Consider the following 13699-nt stretch of genomic DNA (forward strand, 5'->3'; position numbering starts at 1 on the left):
ACCGGAGTAGGGAAGGCGGGGTGTGGACCCTGCCCAACCTTCTGACGCTGTCGCGCATTGTCGCGGTACCCCTTCTCGTCGGCTTTCTGTGGTGGCCCGGCTGGGCGGCCGGCTACGGCATCGCCTTCGCGCTCTACTGCCTGATGGGCATCACCGATTATTTCGACGGCTATCTCGCGCGGTCGAACGGTGCGGTCTCACGCCTCGGGATCTTCCTCGATCCGATCGCGGACAAGATCATGGTCGCGGCGGTCATCCTGATCCTGGTCGGCACGCGCGATATTGCGGGCGTCCATGTGATCGCCGCGCTCGTCATCCTGCTCCGCGAGATTGCGGTGTCGGGCCTGCGCGAATTCCTGGCGCAGGTGCAGGTGTCCGTGCCCGTCTCGCAGCTTGCGAAATGGAAGACGACGCTGCAGCTGGTCGCGCTGGGCGGACTGATCCTCGCGGGCGCGCTGCCCGACATGCCGTGGGTACATGGCGTCGGGCTCGCCGCGCTCTGGGGGGCTGCGGTCCTGACGCTGGTGACGGGCTGGGATTACCTGCGCGTCGGCCTGAAGCATATGGATTGAGCGCATGACGGTGACGATGGTGTATTTTGCGTGGGTCCGCGAACGGATCGGGACGGGCGAGGAACGTGTCGATCCGCCCGCATCGGTGACCACGATCGCCGAACTGGTGGACTGGCTGGCGCTGTCCAGCCCGGGCCATGCCGCCGCCTTTGCCGATCCCGCCCGGCTGCGCGCCGCCCTGGATCAGGCGTTCGTGCCGATCGATACCCCGATCGCCGGCGCGCGCGAGATCGCACTCTTCCCTCCGGTGACGGGCGGATGATCCGGATCATCGTCCAGACGGCCCCGATCGACCTGCTTGCAGAGATCACGCAGGCCGAAACCGCCGGCGAACGCGGCGCGGGCGCGGTGGCAACCTTCACAGGTCTCGTGCGCGCAGATGACGGCGTCGAGACGCTCGAACTGGAACATTATCCCGGTGCGACAGAGGCTGCGCTCACCAAGGTGGCGACGGGTGCCGTCGAGCGCTGGGAGCTGAGTGCGGTGACGATCGTCCACCGGGTCGGGCCGATGCATCCGGGTGAACGGATCGTCTTCGTGGCGGCGGCGTCCGCACACCGTGCCGCGTCGCTCGAGGCCTGTGCCTATCTGATCGATCGGTTGAAGACCGATGCGCCGTTCTGGAAACGCGAGACCCGCGGCACACAGGCCAGCTGGGTCGAAGCGCGCGACGCCGACAAGGACGCCGCCGCGCGCTGGACCTCCTAGACGGCGTTAGCCGATCTTGGGAACGCTCATGCCGTTGGTGAGATGGACGACACCGTTGGTCGCCTTGACATCTGCCGTGTCGACATAGGCCTTGCTGCCGGCAACGTCCGTCAGTTCGATATTGCCGTTCGGACCCACCGATGCCGTCAGCGGCTGGCCGGCCAGCGTCGTGAGGACGGCCTTGCCGCCACCCGACGTGATCTGCGCCTTCAGCTGATCCGACGTCACGGCGCCTGCGACGACGTGATACTTCAGGATCGTCGCCAGCGTGGGCTTCGCCTCCGGCTTCATCAGCGTATCGAGCGCGCCGGCGGGAAGCCGGGTGAACGCCTCATCGCTCGGTGCGAAAACGGTGAAGGGGCCGGGGCCCGCAAGCGTCGTGCCGAGGCCGGCTGCAGTCACCAGCTTGGCGAGCGTCGCGCGGTTTGGAAGCGTCGGCAGCGCTGCCGCGATCGTCGCGGTCGCTGCAGGCTGTGCCGCGGCGGGTGCTGCTGGAACGCCGGCCATCGGTGCGGCGGTACCGGCCTGTGCAGGGGCCTGCATTGGGGCCTGTGCGGGCGCCGTGCCAGTTGGCGCGGTCTGTGCGGGCGTCGTGCCGCTCGGCGCGGTCTGCGCGATCGCCGGTGCAGCCGCGAAAAGCGTTGCGGCAAGGACGAGAGGGGTCTTGGTGATCATGGATTTCTCCTGGCTGAAACAATCGTGAAATAAATTCTGCGATAGAACGTATGGAGTCACGCGGCGGTTTGCCAAGTTACGGATGCGCCAACAGGACCAAGTGCGCCGTTGACGCGACGAAGTGTTGGCACGCTGCCACACCTCGCTCAAGACAAGCGGGGTACGATTACCCCGTTGACGACATGAACAATGCCGTTCGACTGACGCACATCGGCGGTCTCAATATAACTTTTGTTACCGTTGACGTCGGTGAGTGCGATGATATCTCCAACGAGGGTCACCGTGATTGCATCACCTTCGACCGTCGTCAGTGCGGCGGTGCCGCCACCCGCCGCGACACGCGCCTTCAGGTCGGCAGCGGTGATGTCGCCGGGCACGACGTGATAGGTCAGCACTTTCGCCAGCGATGCCTTGTTCTCGGGCTTGAGCAACGTCTGGACCATGCCGGGCGCGAGCCGGCCGAACGCTGCGTCGGTCGGTGCGAAAACGGTGAACGGCCCGGTCCCGGACAGCGTCGCGGTCAGGTCCGCAGCCTTCAGCGCGGTAACCAGCGTCGCGAGATTGGGTGCGGCGGAGGCATTGTCGACGATCGTCCGCGTCGCGATCATCGGCACGCCGCCGACGGTCGGGTTGGCGACGGCGATCGGCCCGTTGGGCGTCGACAGTGCGGGGTTGGCGGGGGGCGGCGCGGTCGGCGTGCCGAGGTCGCTGTTGCCGCTGCTGCAGGCGGCGAGCGCTAGCGCGACGAGACCCGTGGTGCCCAGGCCAATATACAGGGGGCGCATGTTCGACATCGAAATCTATCTCCTCAAACGGGCGCTTGCGAACCGCAACTACGGTTGAGCCCGGAAATCGTTGCAGTGCGAGCCAGCGCGGCCGGTCAGCGGGCGTCGGCAAGCGCCTTGGCGAGCAACTGGAAATCCTTCTCGCGCGGCGAGGCCTTCCGCCACACCAGCGCGATCCGGCGAAACGCGTTCTCGGCGTCGAGCGGCAGCGCGGTGATCCCGGTATTTTCGAGGATCCCGGCGTTCAGCGCCATCTCAGGCAGCATCGTGATGCCCAGGCCGTTGTCGACCATCTGCACGATCGTGTGCAGCGACGTGCCCATCATCGTCGCCTCGGCACGGATTTCGGGCCGGTTGCACGCGGCGAGCGCATGATCCTTCAGGCAATGCCCGTCCTCGAGCAGCAACAGCCGAGTCTCGTCGATCGCCGAGGCGGGAATAGCGGAGGCGGGGATCGAGGTCCGGTCCGCGGGCACGTCCTCGGTCGGGAAGGCGACGAACAGCCGGTCGTCGAACAGGGGCTCGAACGCGACTTCGCCGCACGCATAGGGCAGGGCGAGCAGCACACAGTCGGTGCGGCCGTTGTGCAGCCCCTCGCACGCCGCGCCGCTCGGCTCCTCGCGCAGGAACAGCTTGAGGTCCGGATAGTCGCGTCGCAGCCGCGGCAGGATGCGCGGGAGCATGAACGGCGCGATCGTCGGGATCACGCTCATCCGCATGTCGCCCGACAGCGGCCGACCGGCGGCGCGCGCCATGTCGCCAAGTTCCTCCGCCTCGCGCAGCACGCGACGCGCCTTGTCCGCGATCCGGTCCCCCAGCGGGGTGAAGCGGACGACGCGGCGTGTGCGCTCGACCAGCACCACCCCGATCAGCGTCTCGAGCTCGCGCAGACCTGCCGACAGCGTCGACTGGGTCACGAAACAGGCCTCGGCAGCACGGCCGAAATGGCCATGATCCTTCAGCGCGACGAGATATTGTAGTTGCTTGAGCGTGGGGAGATAGGTTGCAGCCATTGATCGCCCATATCGATCGTGCACCCCCGTTTGTCCATGCCGGGTCGATAATGAGGCCGTCGGCGCGGGGCGTCCGCCACGGCGTTGCCCCCGCCCGCTGGAAATCGCCCCTGTGAACGCCTAAATGAGCGGACCGCCAAGGGGAATGCGCATGTTCAGCCGGTTAGGGGCTTATCTCGATTCGATCCGGGCGCGTGACCCGGCGCCGCATTCGCGCGCGGAGATCATGCTCTACCCCGGCGTCTGGGCGCTGGGGATGCACCGCATCGCACACCGGCTGTATAGCGGGCAGAATTTCTTCCTCGCGCGGTGCGTCAATCATTTGTCGCGGTTCCTGACCGCGATCGACATCCATCCCGGCGCGACGATCGGCCGCAATTTCTTCATCGACCACGGCTTCGTCGTTATCGGCGAGACCTCGCTGATCGGCGACGACGTGACGATCTATCAATGCGTGACGCTGGGCGGGACGAGCCCCGACAATGGCGTTGCCGGCAAGCGCCACCCGACCATCTCGGACGGTGCGATCATCGGATCGGGCGCGCAGGTGCTCGGGCCGATCACGCTCGGCCGCCGCTCGCGAGTCGGCGCTAATGCGGTCGTGACGCGCGACGTCCCCGAGGGCACGACCGTCGTCGGCATCCCGGCGCGCGCGACGACGGTAGAGGGCGGCGCCGCACCCGAGGCCCCGCGCTTCGTGCCCTATGGCACGCCGTGCACCGAGGCCTTCGACCCGGCGACGCAGAAGATGGAGATCATGCGCTGTGAGCTGGAGATGATGCGCAAGCGTCTGGACTCGCTGCTCGCCGATCAGGACCTGTCGACCGATCGCGACGGGCTCCGTCGCGGCCCGGTCGAACAGGATCTGCGCGATCGGGCCTGATCCGTCCTGATGAACAACGTCACGCCCTTTCCGACCCGCAATACCGCCCCCACCCAGATCGGCTTCGATCGGCTCGAACTGATGCGGATCCTCGACCTCTACGGACGCATGGTCGCGGCGGGGCATTGGCGGGACTATGCGATCGATCTCGGCCGCGAGGCGGCTGTGTTCGCCTGTTTCCGCCGCGCGGCCGAACGGCCCGAATTCCGGATCGAGAAACGCCCCGCGCTTCGCAACCGCCAGGGCATGTGGGCCCTGGTCGGCGAAGGCGGGGCGGTGATCAAGCGGGGCCATGACCTTGGCCCGATCCTGGCCCCGGTCGAGCGACGGCTGATGAAGCTCGTCGAAAGCTGAGCCCGCCGGCGCGGCGGTCAGCCGCGCTGGAGCTTCGCTAATATGGTCATCGCCTGGTCCGCGCCCGATTGCGGGACGATCTCGCCGTTGCGGTCGGTAATTGCCGCCCAGTTGGCGGCTACCCCTTCGACCGACAGATCGTCGCCCGACAGCAATGCGCCCGGCGTCAGCGTGACATAGGCGGCCTGGAACACGCCCGCGCCGGCGCCGAGGATCATGTTGGTCGGGGCATCCTCCGACACCAGGAACACCGCGCCGGGCGCGACCTTGTCGGGGGAGAAGGCCTTGAACGCCTCTTCGGGAAAGATGTCCTGCGTCATCCGCGTGCCTGCGGTCGGCGCGATCGTGTTGACGCGGATGTTGTTCTTCGCCCCCTCGATCGCGAGCGTCTTGGTCAGACCGGCAAGGCCGAGCTTGGCGGCGCCGTAATTGGCCTGGCCGAAATTGCCGTACAGCCCGGTCGACGACGCGGTCATCAGGATGCGGCCGTAATTCTGCGCGCGCATCCCGTCCCAGACCGCCTTGGTCGCGTTGGCCGAGCCGTTCAGATGGACGTCGACGACGAAGTTGAAATCGGCGGGCTCCATCTTGGCGAAGCTCTTGTCGCGCAGCACGCCGGCATTGTTGATGAGGATATGGACGCCGCCCCATTTTTCGGACGCACGCGCCACCATCTCGACCATCTGGTCATAGTCGGTGACGCTGCCGCCATTGGCGATCGCCTCGCCGCCCGCGGCCTCGATCTCCTCGACGACCTTCAGCGCTGCGTCAGACTGTCCCGTACCGTCGCGCGAGGCGCCCAGATCATTGACGACGACCTTCGCACCGCGCCGGGCCAGCTCGAGCGCATATTCGCGGCCGAGCCCGCCGCCTGCGCCGGTGACGATCGCGACGCGGCCAGCAAAACCGAAGGATCCAAAGCTGTCGGACATGGAAAAAGGCGCCCCTCTCTTATCGTGGAGCGCCTTTCCTAGAACGTAAAGCAGTCGGCGCAAGCCGCGGCGTTAGCCACGGCCCGCACCGATGCGAACCGCTTACTTACCGCCGCGGTTCTTGCAGCCGTCCTTGACGGTGCGCGAGCAGGTTGGATACTCGGCAGGCGCCGGGGTCGGCGGCGTCACCGTCGGCTGACCGAAGACGATGTTCGCACCACCGGGTGCAGCCATCGGAGCCTGGGGCGCTGCGGGCGGCGGCGGTGCCATTGCCGGATCGGCAGGGGCTGCAGGATCGGCTGCCATCGCCGGATCGGCGGGAGCGGCAGGATCTGCGGCTGGCGGTGCCATTGCCGGATCAGCGGGCGCGGTCTGGGCGGCCGGGTCTGCTGGCGGCATCGTCTGCGGCGCGGTCTGCGCGAGCACGGGCGAGGCGAGCAACGCTGCAGCGGCGAGAAGAATGGACTTCATGCGAATCTCCTGAATACTTGGAGCGCAAATTCGTTAGCGCCACGGTTGAACGCACTAAAACCAGCTTGGGTCCTTCGTTTCGCGTCCGATTCTAACCGGCTTGTCTTGGTCCTGCACTAATGACGCGGTCGGCGACCGCTTGCAGCACCCCGACTTTCACCCGCCAGTATCAAGCGAATAGCCAGCCGAGCGCACCGTGCGGATGATGTCGGGACGTTCGCCGGTGTTGATCGCTTTCCGCAGCCGCCGGATATGCACGTCGACGGTGCGCGATTCGATGTCCGAATCATGGCCCCACACCGCATCGAGCAGCCGTTCGCGCGAGAAGACCCAGCCGGGATGTTCGAGGAAATGCTTGAGCAGCCGGAACTCGGTTGGCCCGAGTGCGACGACCTCGCCCGAGCGGCGGACCTTGTGGCCGACGGTGTCCATCTCGATGTCGGCATAGCTCAGCGCTTCGCCGGCAAGCGCGGGGCGGACGCGGCGCAGCACCGCGCCGACGCGCGCGACCAGCTCGCGCGGCGAGAAGGGCTTGGTGACGTAATCATCAGCGCCGGTCTCGAGCCCGCGGACACGGTCTTCCTCTTCCCCACGCGCGGTCAGCATGATGATCGGCACGTTCTGCGTCTCGGGCGCGCGACGCAGGCGGCGACACACCTCGATCCCCGACAGGCCTTCGACCATCCAGTCGAGCAGGACGATATCGGGCACCTTCTCACGCGCGAGCAGCAGCGCCTCCTCGCCATCGGGGGTGTGCGCGATCTCGAAATCCTCGCGCTTGAAATGCCAGACCAGCAGTTCGGCGAGCGCCGCGTCGTCCTCGACCAGCAGCATCCTTGCACGGGCCATGTCGATTACTCCTGTATGCCGCCGCGGTCGCGGTCGGCCATCTGGGTGCCGGTCGCGGCAAAATAGACCATCTCGGCGACGTTGGTCGCGTGGTCGCCGATCCGTTCGAGATTCTTCGCGACGAACAGCAGGTGCGCGACCTGGCTGATCGTCTTTGGATTTTCGACCATGTAGGTCACCAGCGTGCGAAAGATGCTGTCGTAGAAATCGTCGAGCGCGGCGTCGCTTTCGACGACGAGCATCGCCGCCTCGAAATCACGCGCGGCAAAGGCGTCGAGCACGTCATGCACCATCTCGCTCGCCATCCGGCCCATCGCGGGCAGGATCGAGATCGGATCGATCCGGTGCTCGCTTTCGATCATCGGCACGCGCTTGGCGATGTTCTTGGCATAATCGCCGATCCGCTCGACGACGCCCGCGATCTTCAGCGCGGCGACGACCTCGCGCAGGTCGATCGCCATCGGTGCGCGCAGTGCGATGATCTGCACCGCCAGCCGCTCGACCTCCGCCTCGATCGCGTCGATCTGCTTGTCCGCCGCGCGCACCTCACGTGCGAGCGCGACGTCGTTACGCTGGAGCGCCTTCATCGCATTGGCGATCGCGTCCTCGGCGAGGCCGCCCATCTGCGAGATGAGGCCGCGCAGGCGGCCGATCTCGTCGTCGAAGACCTTTACGGTGTGCGTGTTCATCGATCCCGTCCCCATCAGCCGTAGCGGCCGGTGATGTAATCCTTGGTGCGTTCCTCGCGCGGGTTGGTGAAGATGGCGGAGGTGTCGCCATATTCGACCAGCGTGCCGAGGTGGAAGAAGGCGGTGCGCTGGCTGACGCGCGCCGCCTGCTGCATGTTGTGCGTGACGATCACGATCGCATAGCGGCCGCGCAGCTCGTGGATCAGCTCCTCGATCTTGGCGGTCGCGATCGGGTCGAGCGCGCTGCACGGCTCGTCCATCAGGATCACCTCGGGATCGACCGCGATCGCGCGCGCGATGCACAGCCGCTGCTGCTGCCCGCCCGACAAGGCGGTACCGCTGTCGGTCAGGCGATCCTTCACCTCGTCCCAGAGACCCGCACGCCGCAGCGACTTCTCGACGATCTGGTCGAGGTCACTCTTGGCACCCGCGAGCCCGTGGATGCGCGGGCCGTAGGCGACGTTCTCATAGATCGACTTGGGGAAGGGGTTCGGCTTCTGGAACACCATGCCGACGCGTGCGCGCAGCTGGACCACGTCCATGTCGGGGGAATAGATGTCGTGGCCGTCGAGCTCGATCTTCCCCTCGACCCGCGCGCTGGCGACGGTGTCGTTCATGCGGTTGAGCGTGCGCAGGAAGGTCGACTTGCCGCAGCCCGACGGGCCGATGAACGCGGTGACATTGTCCATGTCGACGTCGATCGACACATTGTCGATCGCGCGTTTCTGCCCGTAATAGACGCTGACGTCGCGCGCGGTCATCTTGTGGTTGGTCATCACCAGCGGGTCTCGAATTTGTTGCGGAGGTAGATCGCGACGCCGTTCATCGCGAGCAGGAAGACGAGCAGGACGATGATCGCGGCCGAGGTCTTCTCGATGAAGCCGCGGCTGACCTGGTCGGACCACAGGAAGATCTGAACAGGCAGCACGGTCGCGGGATCGCGCAGCCCCGATGGCGGCGCGGCGATGAACGCGCGCATGCCGATCATCAGCAGCGGTGCGGTCTCGCCGAGCGCACGTGCCATGCCGATGATCGTGCCGGTCAGGATGCCGGGCAGCGCGAGCGGCAGGACGTGGTGGAACACGACCTGCACCGGCGACGCGCCGATGCCAAGCGCTGCGTCGCGGATCGAGGGCGGCACCGCCTTGATCGCGTTGCGCCCGGCGATCACGATCACCGGCATCGTCATCAGCGCGAGCGTCAGCCCGCCGACCAGCGGCGCCGATCGCGGCATCCCGAAGGTACCCAAGAACACCGCGAGCCCGAGCAGCCCGAAAATGATCGAAGGGACCGCGGCGAGGTTGTTGATCGACACCTCGATCAGGTCGGTCCAGCGGTTCTTCGGGGCATATTCCTCGAGATACAACGCGGACAGGACACCGATCGGGAAGGCGAGCAGCAGCGTGACGATCATCGTCAGCAGCGAACCCTTGAACGCCCCCCAGATGCCGACCCGCGTCGCATCGGTCGAATCGGCGGTGGTCAGGAACGTCATGCTCAGCCCGCGCGTCAGCACGCCGCGCGCCTTGAGCCGGGCGACGACCGCCTCCGCCTCGGGCGGGCCATCGCCCTTGGCGGCCATGTCGACCGGGCTGGCGACGGGCACCGCGATCACCGTCTTGCGTGAAAGCAGCCCGGGATCCGCCTTGAGCGCATCGCGCACGGTCACCCAGGCGCCGTCCGACAACAGGCCTTCGCCGTCCTTGCCGAACGCGCGCGTCGCGGCGCTGTCGACCGCACCCTCGAGACCGGCGCTGGCGAGCGCGAGATCGGCGCCGCGGCTTGTCAGCCGCGCGGGTTCGATCGGCAGTGCGGCGGCGGCGAAATCGATCGGCAGCGCGACGCGCGTCTCGACGAACCCGCTCGCGCCCTGCCACAGCATCGACGACAGCAGGAAGGCGAGGAAGCCCGCGGACAGCCAGACCGCGGCCAGCCCGGCGAGGCGGAACCGGCGTTCTGCGGCATAGCGGCGGCGGATGCGGCTCTGCATCGCCGTGGTGGTCCAGTCGGTCGGCACGCGCGCCGTGGCGGGCTTCGCCGAGGCCGTAGCGTCTGGCGTACCGATGAAGGGGGTCACGCTATTCATAGGCTTCGCGGTACCGTTTCACGACCGTCAGCGCGACGATGTTGAGGAGCAGGGTGACGACGAACAGCGTCAGCCCCAGCGCGAAGGCGGCGAGCGTCTTGGCGCTGTCGAACTCGGCCTCGCCGGTCAGCAGATCGACGATCTGCTTGGTCACGGTCGTCGTGCTGGCGAACGGGTTGAGCGTCAGCGTCGCGACGCCGCTGGCGGCCATCACCACGATCATCGTCTCGCCGATCGCGCGGCTGACCGCGAGGAGGACGCCGCCGACCACGCCCGGCAGTGCGGCGGGGAGCAGGACGCGGCGGATCGTCTCGGACGAGGTTGCACCCATCGCAAGGCTGCCGTCGCGCATCGACGAGGGGACCGCGGCGATCGAATCATCGGCCATCGACGACACGAACGGGATGATCATGATCCCCATCACGAGCCCGGCGGCGAGCGCGCTCTCCGACGAGGCCCAGCTGATCCCGATCCACACCGCGAAATCGCGCACCGCTGGCGCCACCGTCAGCGCGGCGAAATAGCCATAGACGACGGTCGGCACGCCCGCGAGCACCTCGAGGATCGGCTTCATCCATTTGCGCGTGGTCGGGGCGGCATATTGCGTGAGGTAGATCGCACTCATCAGCCCGAACGGGATCGCGACGATCATCGCGATCACCGCGCCGATGAAGAACGTCCCCCAGAACAGCGGCACCGCGCCGAGCGACGCCCCCGGATCGCGCGCGTCGACGACCTGCGGGCTCCAGTGCGTGCCGAACAGGAAGTCGGTGATCGGCACGATCGAGAAGAAGCGCGCGGATTCGTAGAGCAGCGAGGCGACGATGCCGACCGTGGTCAGGATCGCGATCAGCGACGCGCCGAGCAGCAGGATCATGACAATCCGCTCGACCCGCGTCCGCGCGCCGAAGCCCGGCCGCACGCGCAGGAACGCGAACGCGCCGCCGGCAAAGGTGAGCAGCAGCGCGAGCGCGGTCGCGATCCAGTCGTAGCGCGATTGCGCGGCGGCATAGACCGGTGACAGGACGCGCGCGAGCTCGTGGAACGCGCCGAAGCTTCGTCCCTCCGCCAGGCTGCGCGCCTCGGACAGGATCGAGGCACGGTCGAAGCCGGGCGGGGGCAGCTGCACCGCGGCGGGGCTGGCCAGCACGGTATCGGTGACGAGCGCGGGTACGACCATCGACCAGCCAACCAGAAACAGCAGCGGCGGGATCGCGGTCCACAGCGCGACATACCAGCCGTGATGCGCGGGCAGCGAGCTGAACCGCGCGGTGTTGCCGACCCGGAACCGTGCGGCACGCATCCGTGCGCTCAGCCACGCGATCAGGCCGAGTCCGAGAACGAGGAAGAAGAGGGCGAGTGCCGACATCAGGCCGTCTCCACCGGTTTCGGGGCGGCGGTCGTGTTCCAGTAGTGCATCACGACAGCACCGCCGGGTCGAGAATCGTCTCGTTGGCGATGATCGCTGCCGACCGGGCCTGGACCGCGGGTGGCGCGGCGATCAGGCCGCGCTTCACCAGCGGCCCGGTCGCGCTCCAGTTGGCGGCATAGAGTTTCAGGAACGTCCGCAGTCCCGGAATAGCACTCAGATGCGCCTTCTTCACATAGATGTAGAGCGGGCGTGACCCCGGATACCGCGTGTCCGCGATCGTCGCATAGGTCGGCTCGACACCGGAGATCGCGACGCCGTTCACGTCGTTCTTGTTCTCTTCGAGATAGCTGTAGCCGAACACGCCGATCGCATTGGGGTTGGACTGGAGCTTTTGGACGATCAGATTGTCGTTCTCACCCGCATCGACATACATCCCGTCCTCGCGGACGCGGGTGCACAGCGCCTTGTGCGCATCGGGATCGGACTTGGCGAGCGGCTTGGCGGCGGGGTCGCTCGCTTCGCAGCCCTTGGTCAGGATCAGCTCGGCGAGCGCGTCGCGCGTGCCGCTGGTCGCGGGCGGGCCATAGACCTGGATCGGCACCGGCGGCAGCGCGGGGTTCACGTCGCGCCACACGCGCGCGGTGTTGGGCCGGCCGCCGGGGCTGGCGGCGAGTGCCTTGTACAGGTCGGTCGGGGTGAGCTGCATCTTCGGGCCGTTCTTCGCCTCGGCAAAGGCGATGCCGTCGATCCCGACCTGGATTTCCAGGATCTGGCCGGCGCCGTTGGCCGCGCAGTCCTTATACTCGCTCGCCTTCATCCGCCGCGACGCATCCTCGATATCGGGATGGCCGGCGCCGATGCCTGCGCAGAACAGCTTCATCCCCGCGCCGGTGCCGGTCGATTCGATCACCGGTGCCTTGGCATCGGGATCGTTGGCGACGAGCTGTTCGGCGATCATCGTCGTGAAGGGGTAGACCGTCGACGATCCGACCGCGGTGATCTGATCGCGCGAACCCGCGCCGCCGCCATTCGCCTGATCGACGCATCCGCCGATCAGCGTCGCGCCCGCCAGTGCCGTGACCGCCAGTCCTGAAATCGCCCCGAAACGCTGCACGTCAATTCCCGTCATGCCTGCCCGATAGCGCGGCTAGACCGGATCCTGTGTGACAGTCGCGTTACCGTTTGATGACACGCGACGAATTGGCGGGGCCGGCACCAGCCGGCGGCAGGATCACCGCGACCGTCGTGCCGACCCCGACCTGGCTCGCGATGTCGAGGCGACCGCGATGCCGCTCGACGATATGCTTGACGATCGCCAGCCCCAGTCCGGTGCCGCCGAGCGAACGGCTGCGCCCGGCATCGGCGCGGTAGAATCGCTCGGTCAGCCGCGGGATGTGCACAGCGGCGATGCCGTCGCCCTCGTCGCGTACCGCCAGCCTGACCATGCCGGTCACGTCGCGCGCCAGGGTGATCGTCACCGGCGTCCCGGCGCGGCCATATTTCATCGCGTTGCCCACCAAATTGTGGAGCATCTGCGACAGCTGCACGCGGTCGCCCGACACCGGGGGGACGGCGGGCTCGATCGTCGCGACCAGATCAAGGCCCCGGTTGCCCGCGCCGTCGGCCAGTTCGGCCCGCACGTCGCCGACCAGAATGGCCAGGTCGATCGGCGTGTCGGGGACGCGGTATTTCTCCGCCTCGATCCGGCTGAGCGAGATTAGATCCTCGATCAGCCGCAGCATCCGCTTGGCCTCGTCGTCCATCACCTTGAGGAAGCGCGCGCGGATCGCCGGATCCTCGCCCGCTTCCTCGCTCAGCGTCTCGATGAAGCCGAGGATCGAGGCGAGCGGCGTGCGCAGTTCGTGGCTCGCATTGGCGACGAAATCAACGCGCATCCGTTCGGCGGCATAATTGCCGGTCTGGTCAATCAGATGGACGATGCGCTGGCCGTCGGACAATTCGCCGACGCGCATTTCCCAGCGCTGGTCGCGGGTGCCAAGGCCGACCAGCTCGATCGGCGGAGTCTCGCCCAGCGCGGCGGGGGACGACAGCGCTTCGGCCGCGGCGGGGTGGCGGATCGCCACGCGCGCATCGTCGCCGATGATGTGTTCGCCGAGCAGCGCACGCGCGGCGCGGTTGGCGAGCACAACGCGGCCGTCGCGGACCAGCAGCACGGGCTCAACGATCAGGTCGAGCGTCTCGTCGAGGATCGCCGGATTGACCGGCGCGGGATCGGCAGCGGCGGGCGGCTCGTCCCCGGTCCCGGCGGCGACCAGTGCGGCGGCGATCCCGCCGACCAGCGCGACCAGC

General features: G+C 67.3%; 17 protein-coding genes. 5 read left to right on the plus strand and 12 right to left on the minus strand.

Annotated elements, in window-relative coordinates; translation table 11 throughout:
* Positions 1–20: 20 nt before the first annotated feature.
* From pgsA to sphsw_RS16805, 3 genes are read left to right on the plus strand one after another with little or no spacing between them, the layout of a single operon-like run.
* The gene (pgsA, locus tag sphsw_RS16795) at positions 21–572 is read left to right on the plus strand and encodes a CDP-diacylglycerol--glycerol-3-phosphate 3-phosphatidyltransferase (protein WP_031395843.1); all 552 of its coding nucleotides are present in this window, start codon (positions 21–23) and stop codon (positions 570–572) included.
* A 4-nt stretch (positions 573–576) separates the two neighbouring features.
* Entirely contained in the window at positions 577–834 is a 258-nt protein-coding gene (gene moaD / locus sphsw_RS16800; protein ID WP_031395844.1) for a molybdopterin converting factor subunit 1, read from the plus strand.
* The gene (locus sphsw_RS16805; RefSeq protein WP_031441631.1) at positions 831–1280 is read left to right on the plus strand and encodes a molybdenum cofactor biosynthesis protein MoaE; all 450 of its coding nucleotides are present in this window, start codon (positions 831–833) and stop codon (positions 1278–1280) included. Before moaD ends, sphsw_RS16805 begins: the two co-directional genes overlap by 4 nt.
* Positions 1281–1286: 6 nt before the next feature.
* Here the strand turns inward: sphsw_RS16805 and sphsw_RS16810 are convergent, their stop codons facing one another.
* The 3 genes from sphsw_RS16810 to sphsw_RS16820 all read right to left on the minus strand — a co-directional run bounded on the left by sphsw_RS16810 (position 1287) and on the right by sphsw_RS16820 (position 3753).
* Positions 1287–1955 (minus strand): fasciclin domain-containing protein, encoded by a 669-nt coding sequence (locus sphsw_RS16810; RefSeq protein ID WP_031441632.1) that lies wholly within the window; start codon positions 1953–1955, stop codon positions 1287–1289.
* A gap of 146 nt (positions 1956–2101) precedes the next feature.
* Positions 2102–2740, minus strand: coding sequence for a fasciclin domain-containing protein (locus tag sphsw_RS16815; protein WP_235188440.1), 639 nt, complete (start codon positions 2738–2740; stop codon positions 2102–2104).
* A 95-nt stretch (positions 2741–2835) separates the two neighbouring features.
* Positions 2836–3753 (minus strand): LysR substrate-binding domain-containing protein, encoded by a 918-nt coding sequence (locus tag sphsw_RS16820; RefSeq protein WP_031441633.1) that lies wholly within the window; start codon positions 3751–3753, stop codon positions 2836–2838.
* Positions 3754–3904: 151 nt separating this feature from the next.
* Between sphsw_RS16820 and epsC the strand changes: the two genes are divergently transcribed.
* Together epsC and sphsw_RS16830 are read left to right on the plus strand one after the other, a co-directional pair.
* Complete coding sequence (epsC, locus tag sphsw_RS16825; protein WP_037527486.1) at positions 3905–4636, plus strand: serine O-acetyltransferase EpsC; 732 nt, start codon at positions 3905–3907, stop codon at positions 4634–4636.
* A 9-nt stretch (positions 4637–4645) separates the two neighbouring features.
* Positions 4646–4990 carry a DUF2794 domain-containing protein gene (locus sphsw_RS16830; protein WP_031395850.1) on the plus strand — a complete coding sequence of 115 codons (345 nt, stop codon included), beginning with the start codon at positions 4646–4648 and terminating at the stop codon, positions 4988–4990.
* 17 nt (positions 4991–5007) lie between these two features.
* Here the strand turns inward: sphsw_RS16830 and sphsw_RS16835 are convergent, their stop codons facing one another.
* The 9 genes from sphsw_RS16835 to sphsw_RS16875 form a co-directional block, all read right to left on the minus strand.
* The gene (locus sphsw_RS16835; RefSeq protein WP_031441635.1) at positions 5008–5922 is read right to left on the minus strand and encodes an SDR family NAD(P)-dependent oxidoreductase; all 915 of its coding nucleotides are present in this window, start codon (positions 5920–5922) and stop codon (positions 5008–5010) included.
* Between the two features lie 102 nt (positions 5923–6024).
* Positions 6025–6393: a hypothetical protein gene (locus tag sphsw_RS16840; RefSeq protein WP_031395852.1), complete on the minus strand. Its 369-nt coding sequence runs from the start codon at positions 6391–6393 to the stop codon at positions 6025–6027.
* Positions 6394–6549: 156 nt separating this feature from the next.
* Positions 6550–7242, minus strand: a complete 693-nt coding sequence (phoB, locus tag sphsw_RS16845) for a phosphate regulon transcriptional regulator PhoB (RefSeq protein ID WP_031395853.1) — start codon at positions 7240–7242, stop codon at positions 6550–6552.
* A 5-nt stretch (positions 7243–7247) separates the two neighbouring features.
* On the minus strand, positions 7248–7931 hold the full coding sequence (phoU, locus tag sphsw_RS16850) for a phosphate signaling complex protein PhoU (protein ID WP_031395854.1): 684 nt from the start codon (positions 7929–7931) through the stop codon (positions 7248–7250).
* Positions 7932–7945: 14 nt separating this feature from the next.
* A complete protein-coding gene (gene pstB / locus sphsw_RS16855; RefSeq protein ID WP_031395855.1) occupies positions 7946–8707 on the minus strand; it encodes a phosphate ABC transporter ATP-binding protein PstB in 762 nt (253 codons plus the stop codon).
* Positions 8707–9921 carry a phosphate ABC transporter permease PstA gene (gene pstA, locus sphsw_RS16860; protein ID WP_031395856.1) on the minus strand — a complete coding sequence of 405 codons (1215 nt, stop codon included), beginning with the start codon at positions 9919–9921 and terminating at the stop codon, positions 8707–8709. The genes pstB and pstA overlap by 1 nt, the downstream gene beginning before the upstream one ends.
* A gap of 88 nt (positions 9922–10009) precedes the next feature.
* The gene (gene pstC, locus sphsw_RS16865) at positions 10010–11386 is read right to left on the minus strand and encodes a phosphate ABC transporter permease subunit PstC (protein WP_031441636.1); all 1377 of its coding nucleotides are present in this window, start codon (positions 11384–11386) and stop codon (positions 10010–10012) included.
* A gap of 49 nt (positions 11387–11435) precedes the next feature.
* Positions 11436–12518: a substrate-binding domain-containing protein gene (locus sphsw_RS16870; protein ID WP_081874396.1), complete on the minus strand. Its 1083-nt coding sequence runs from the start codon at positions 12516–12518 to the stop codon at positions 11436–11438.
* Between the two features lie 46 nt (positions 12519–12564).
* Positions 12565–13699: ATP-binding protein (locus sphsw_RS16875; RefSeq protein WP_031441638.1), on the minus strand; the 1135-nt coding region annotated here is incomplete at its 5' end.

The organism is Sphingomonas sp. FUKUSWIS1, assembly GCF_000733135.1.
Taxonomy (GTDB): domain Bacteria; phylum Pseudomonadota; class Alphaproteobacteria; order Sphingomonadales; family Sphingomonadaceae; genus Sphingomonas; species Sphingomonas aerolata.

Bases quoted from the DNA above. Each gene is read 5' to 3' on its own strand.
- moaD (WP_031395844.1), top strand. From the start codon at position 577: ATGACGGTGACGATGGTGTATTTTGCGTGGGTCCGCGAACGGATCGGG.
- sphsw_RS16805 (WP_031441631.1), top strand. From the start codon at position 831: ATGATCCGGATCATCGTCCAGACGGCCCCGATCGACCTGCTTGCAGAG.
- sphsw_RS16810 (WP_031441632.1), bottom strand. From the start codon at position 1,955: ATGATCACCAAGACCCCTCTCGTCCTTGCCGCAACGCTTTTCGCGGCT.
- sphsw_RS16815 (WP_235188440.1), bottom strand. From the start codon at position 2,740: ATGCGCCCCCTGTATATTGGCCTGGGCACCACGGGTCTCGTCGCGCTA.
- sphsw_RS16820 (WP_031441633.1), bottom strand. From the start codon at position 3,753: ATGGCTGCAACCTATCTCCCCACGCTCAAGCAACTACAATATCTCGTC.
- epsC (WP_037527486.1), top strand. From the start codon at position 3,905: ATGTTCAGCCGGTTAGGGGCTTATCTCGATTCGATCCGGGCGCGTGAC.
- sphsw_RS16830 (WP_031395850.1), top strand. From the start codon at position 4,646: ATGAACAACGTCACGCCCTTTCCGACCCGCAATACCGCCCCCACCCAG.
- sphsw_RS16835 (WP_031441635.1), bottom strand. From the start codon at position 5,922: ATGTCCGACAGCTTTGGATCCTTCGGTTTTGCTGGCCGCGTCGCGATC.
- sphsw_RS16840 (WP_031395852.1), bottom strand. From the start codon at position 6,393: ATGAAGTCCATTCTTCTCGCCGCTGCAGCGTTGCTCGCCTCGCCCGTG.
- phoB (WP_031395853.1), bottom strand. From the start codon at position 7,242: ATGGCCCGTGCAAGGATGCTGCTGGTCGAGGACGACGCGGCGCTCGCC.
- phoU (WP_031395854.1), bottom strand. From the start codon at position 7,931: ATGAACACGCACACCGTAAAGGTCTTCGACGACGAGATCGGCCGCCTG.
- pstB (WP_031395855.1), bottom strand. From the start codon at position 8,707: ATGACCAACCACAAGATGACCGCGCGCGACGTCAGCGTCTATTACGGG.
- pstA (WP_031395856.1), bottom strand. From the start codon at position 9,921: ATGCAGAGCCGCATCCGCCGCCGCTATGCCGCAGAACGCCGGTTCCGC.
- pstC (WP_031441636.1), bottom strand. From the start codon at position 11,386: ATGTCGGCACTCGCCCTCTTCTTCCTCGTTCTCGGACTCGGCCTGATC.
- sphsw_RS16870 (WP_081874396.1), bottom strand. From the start codon at position 12,518: ATGACGGGAATTGACGTGCAGCGTTTCGGGGCGATTTCAGGACTGGCG.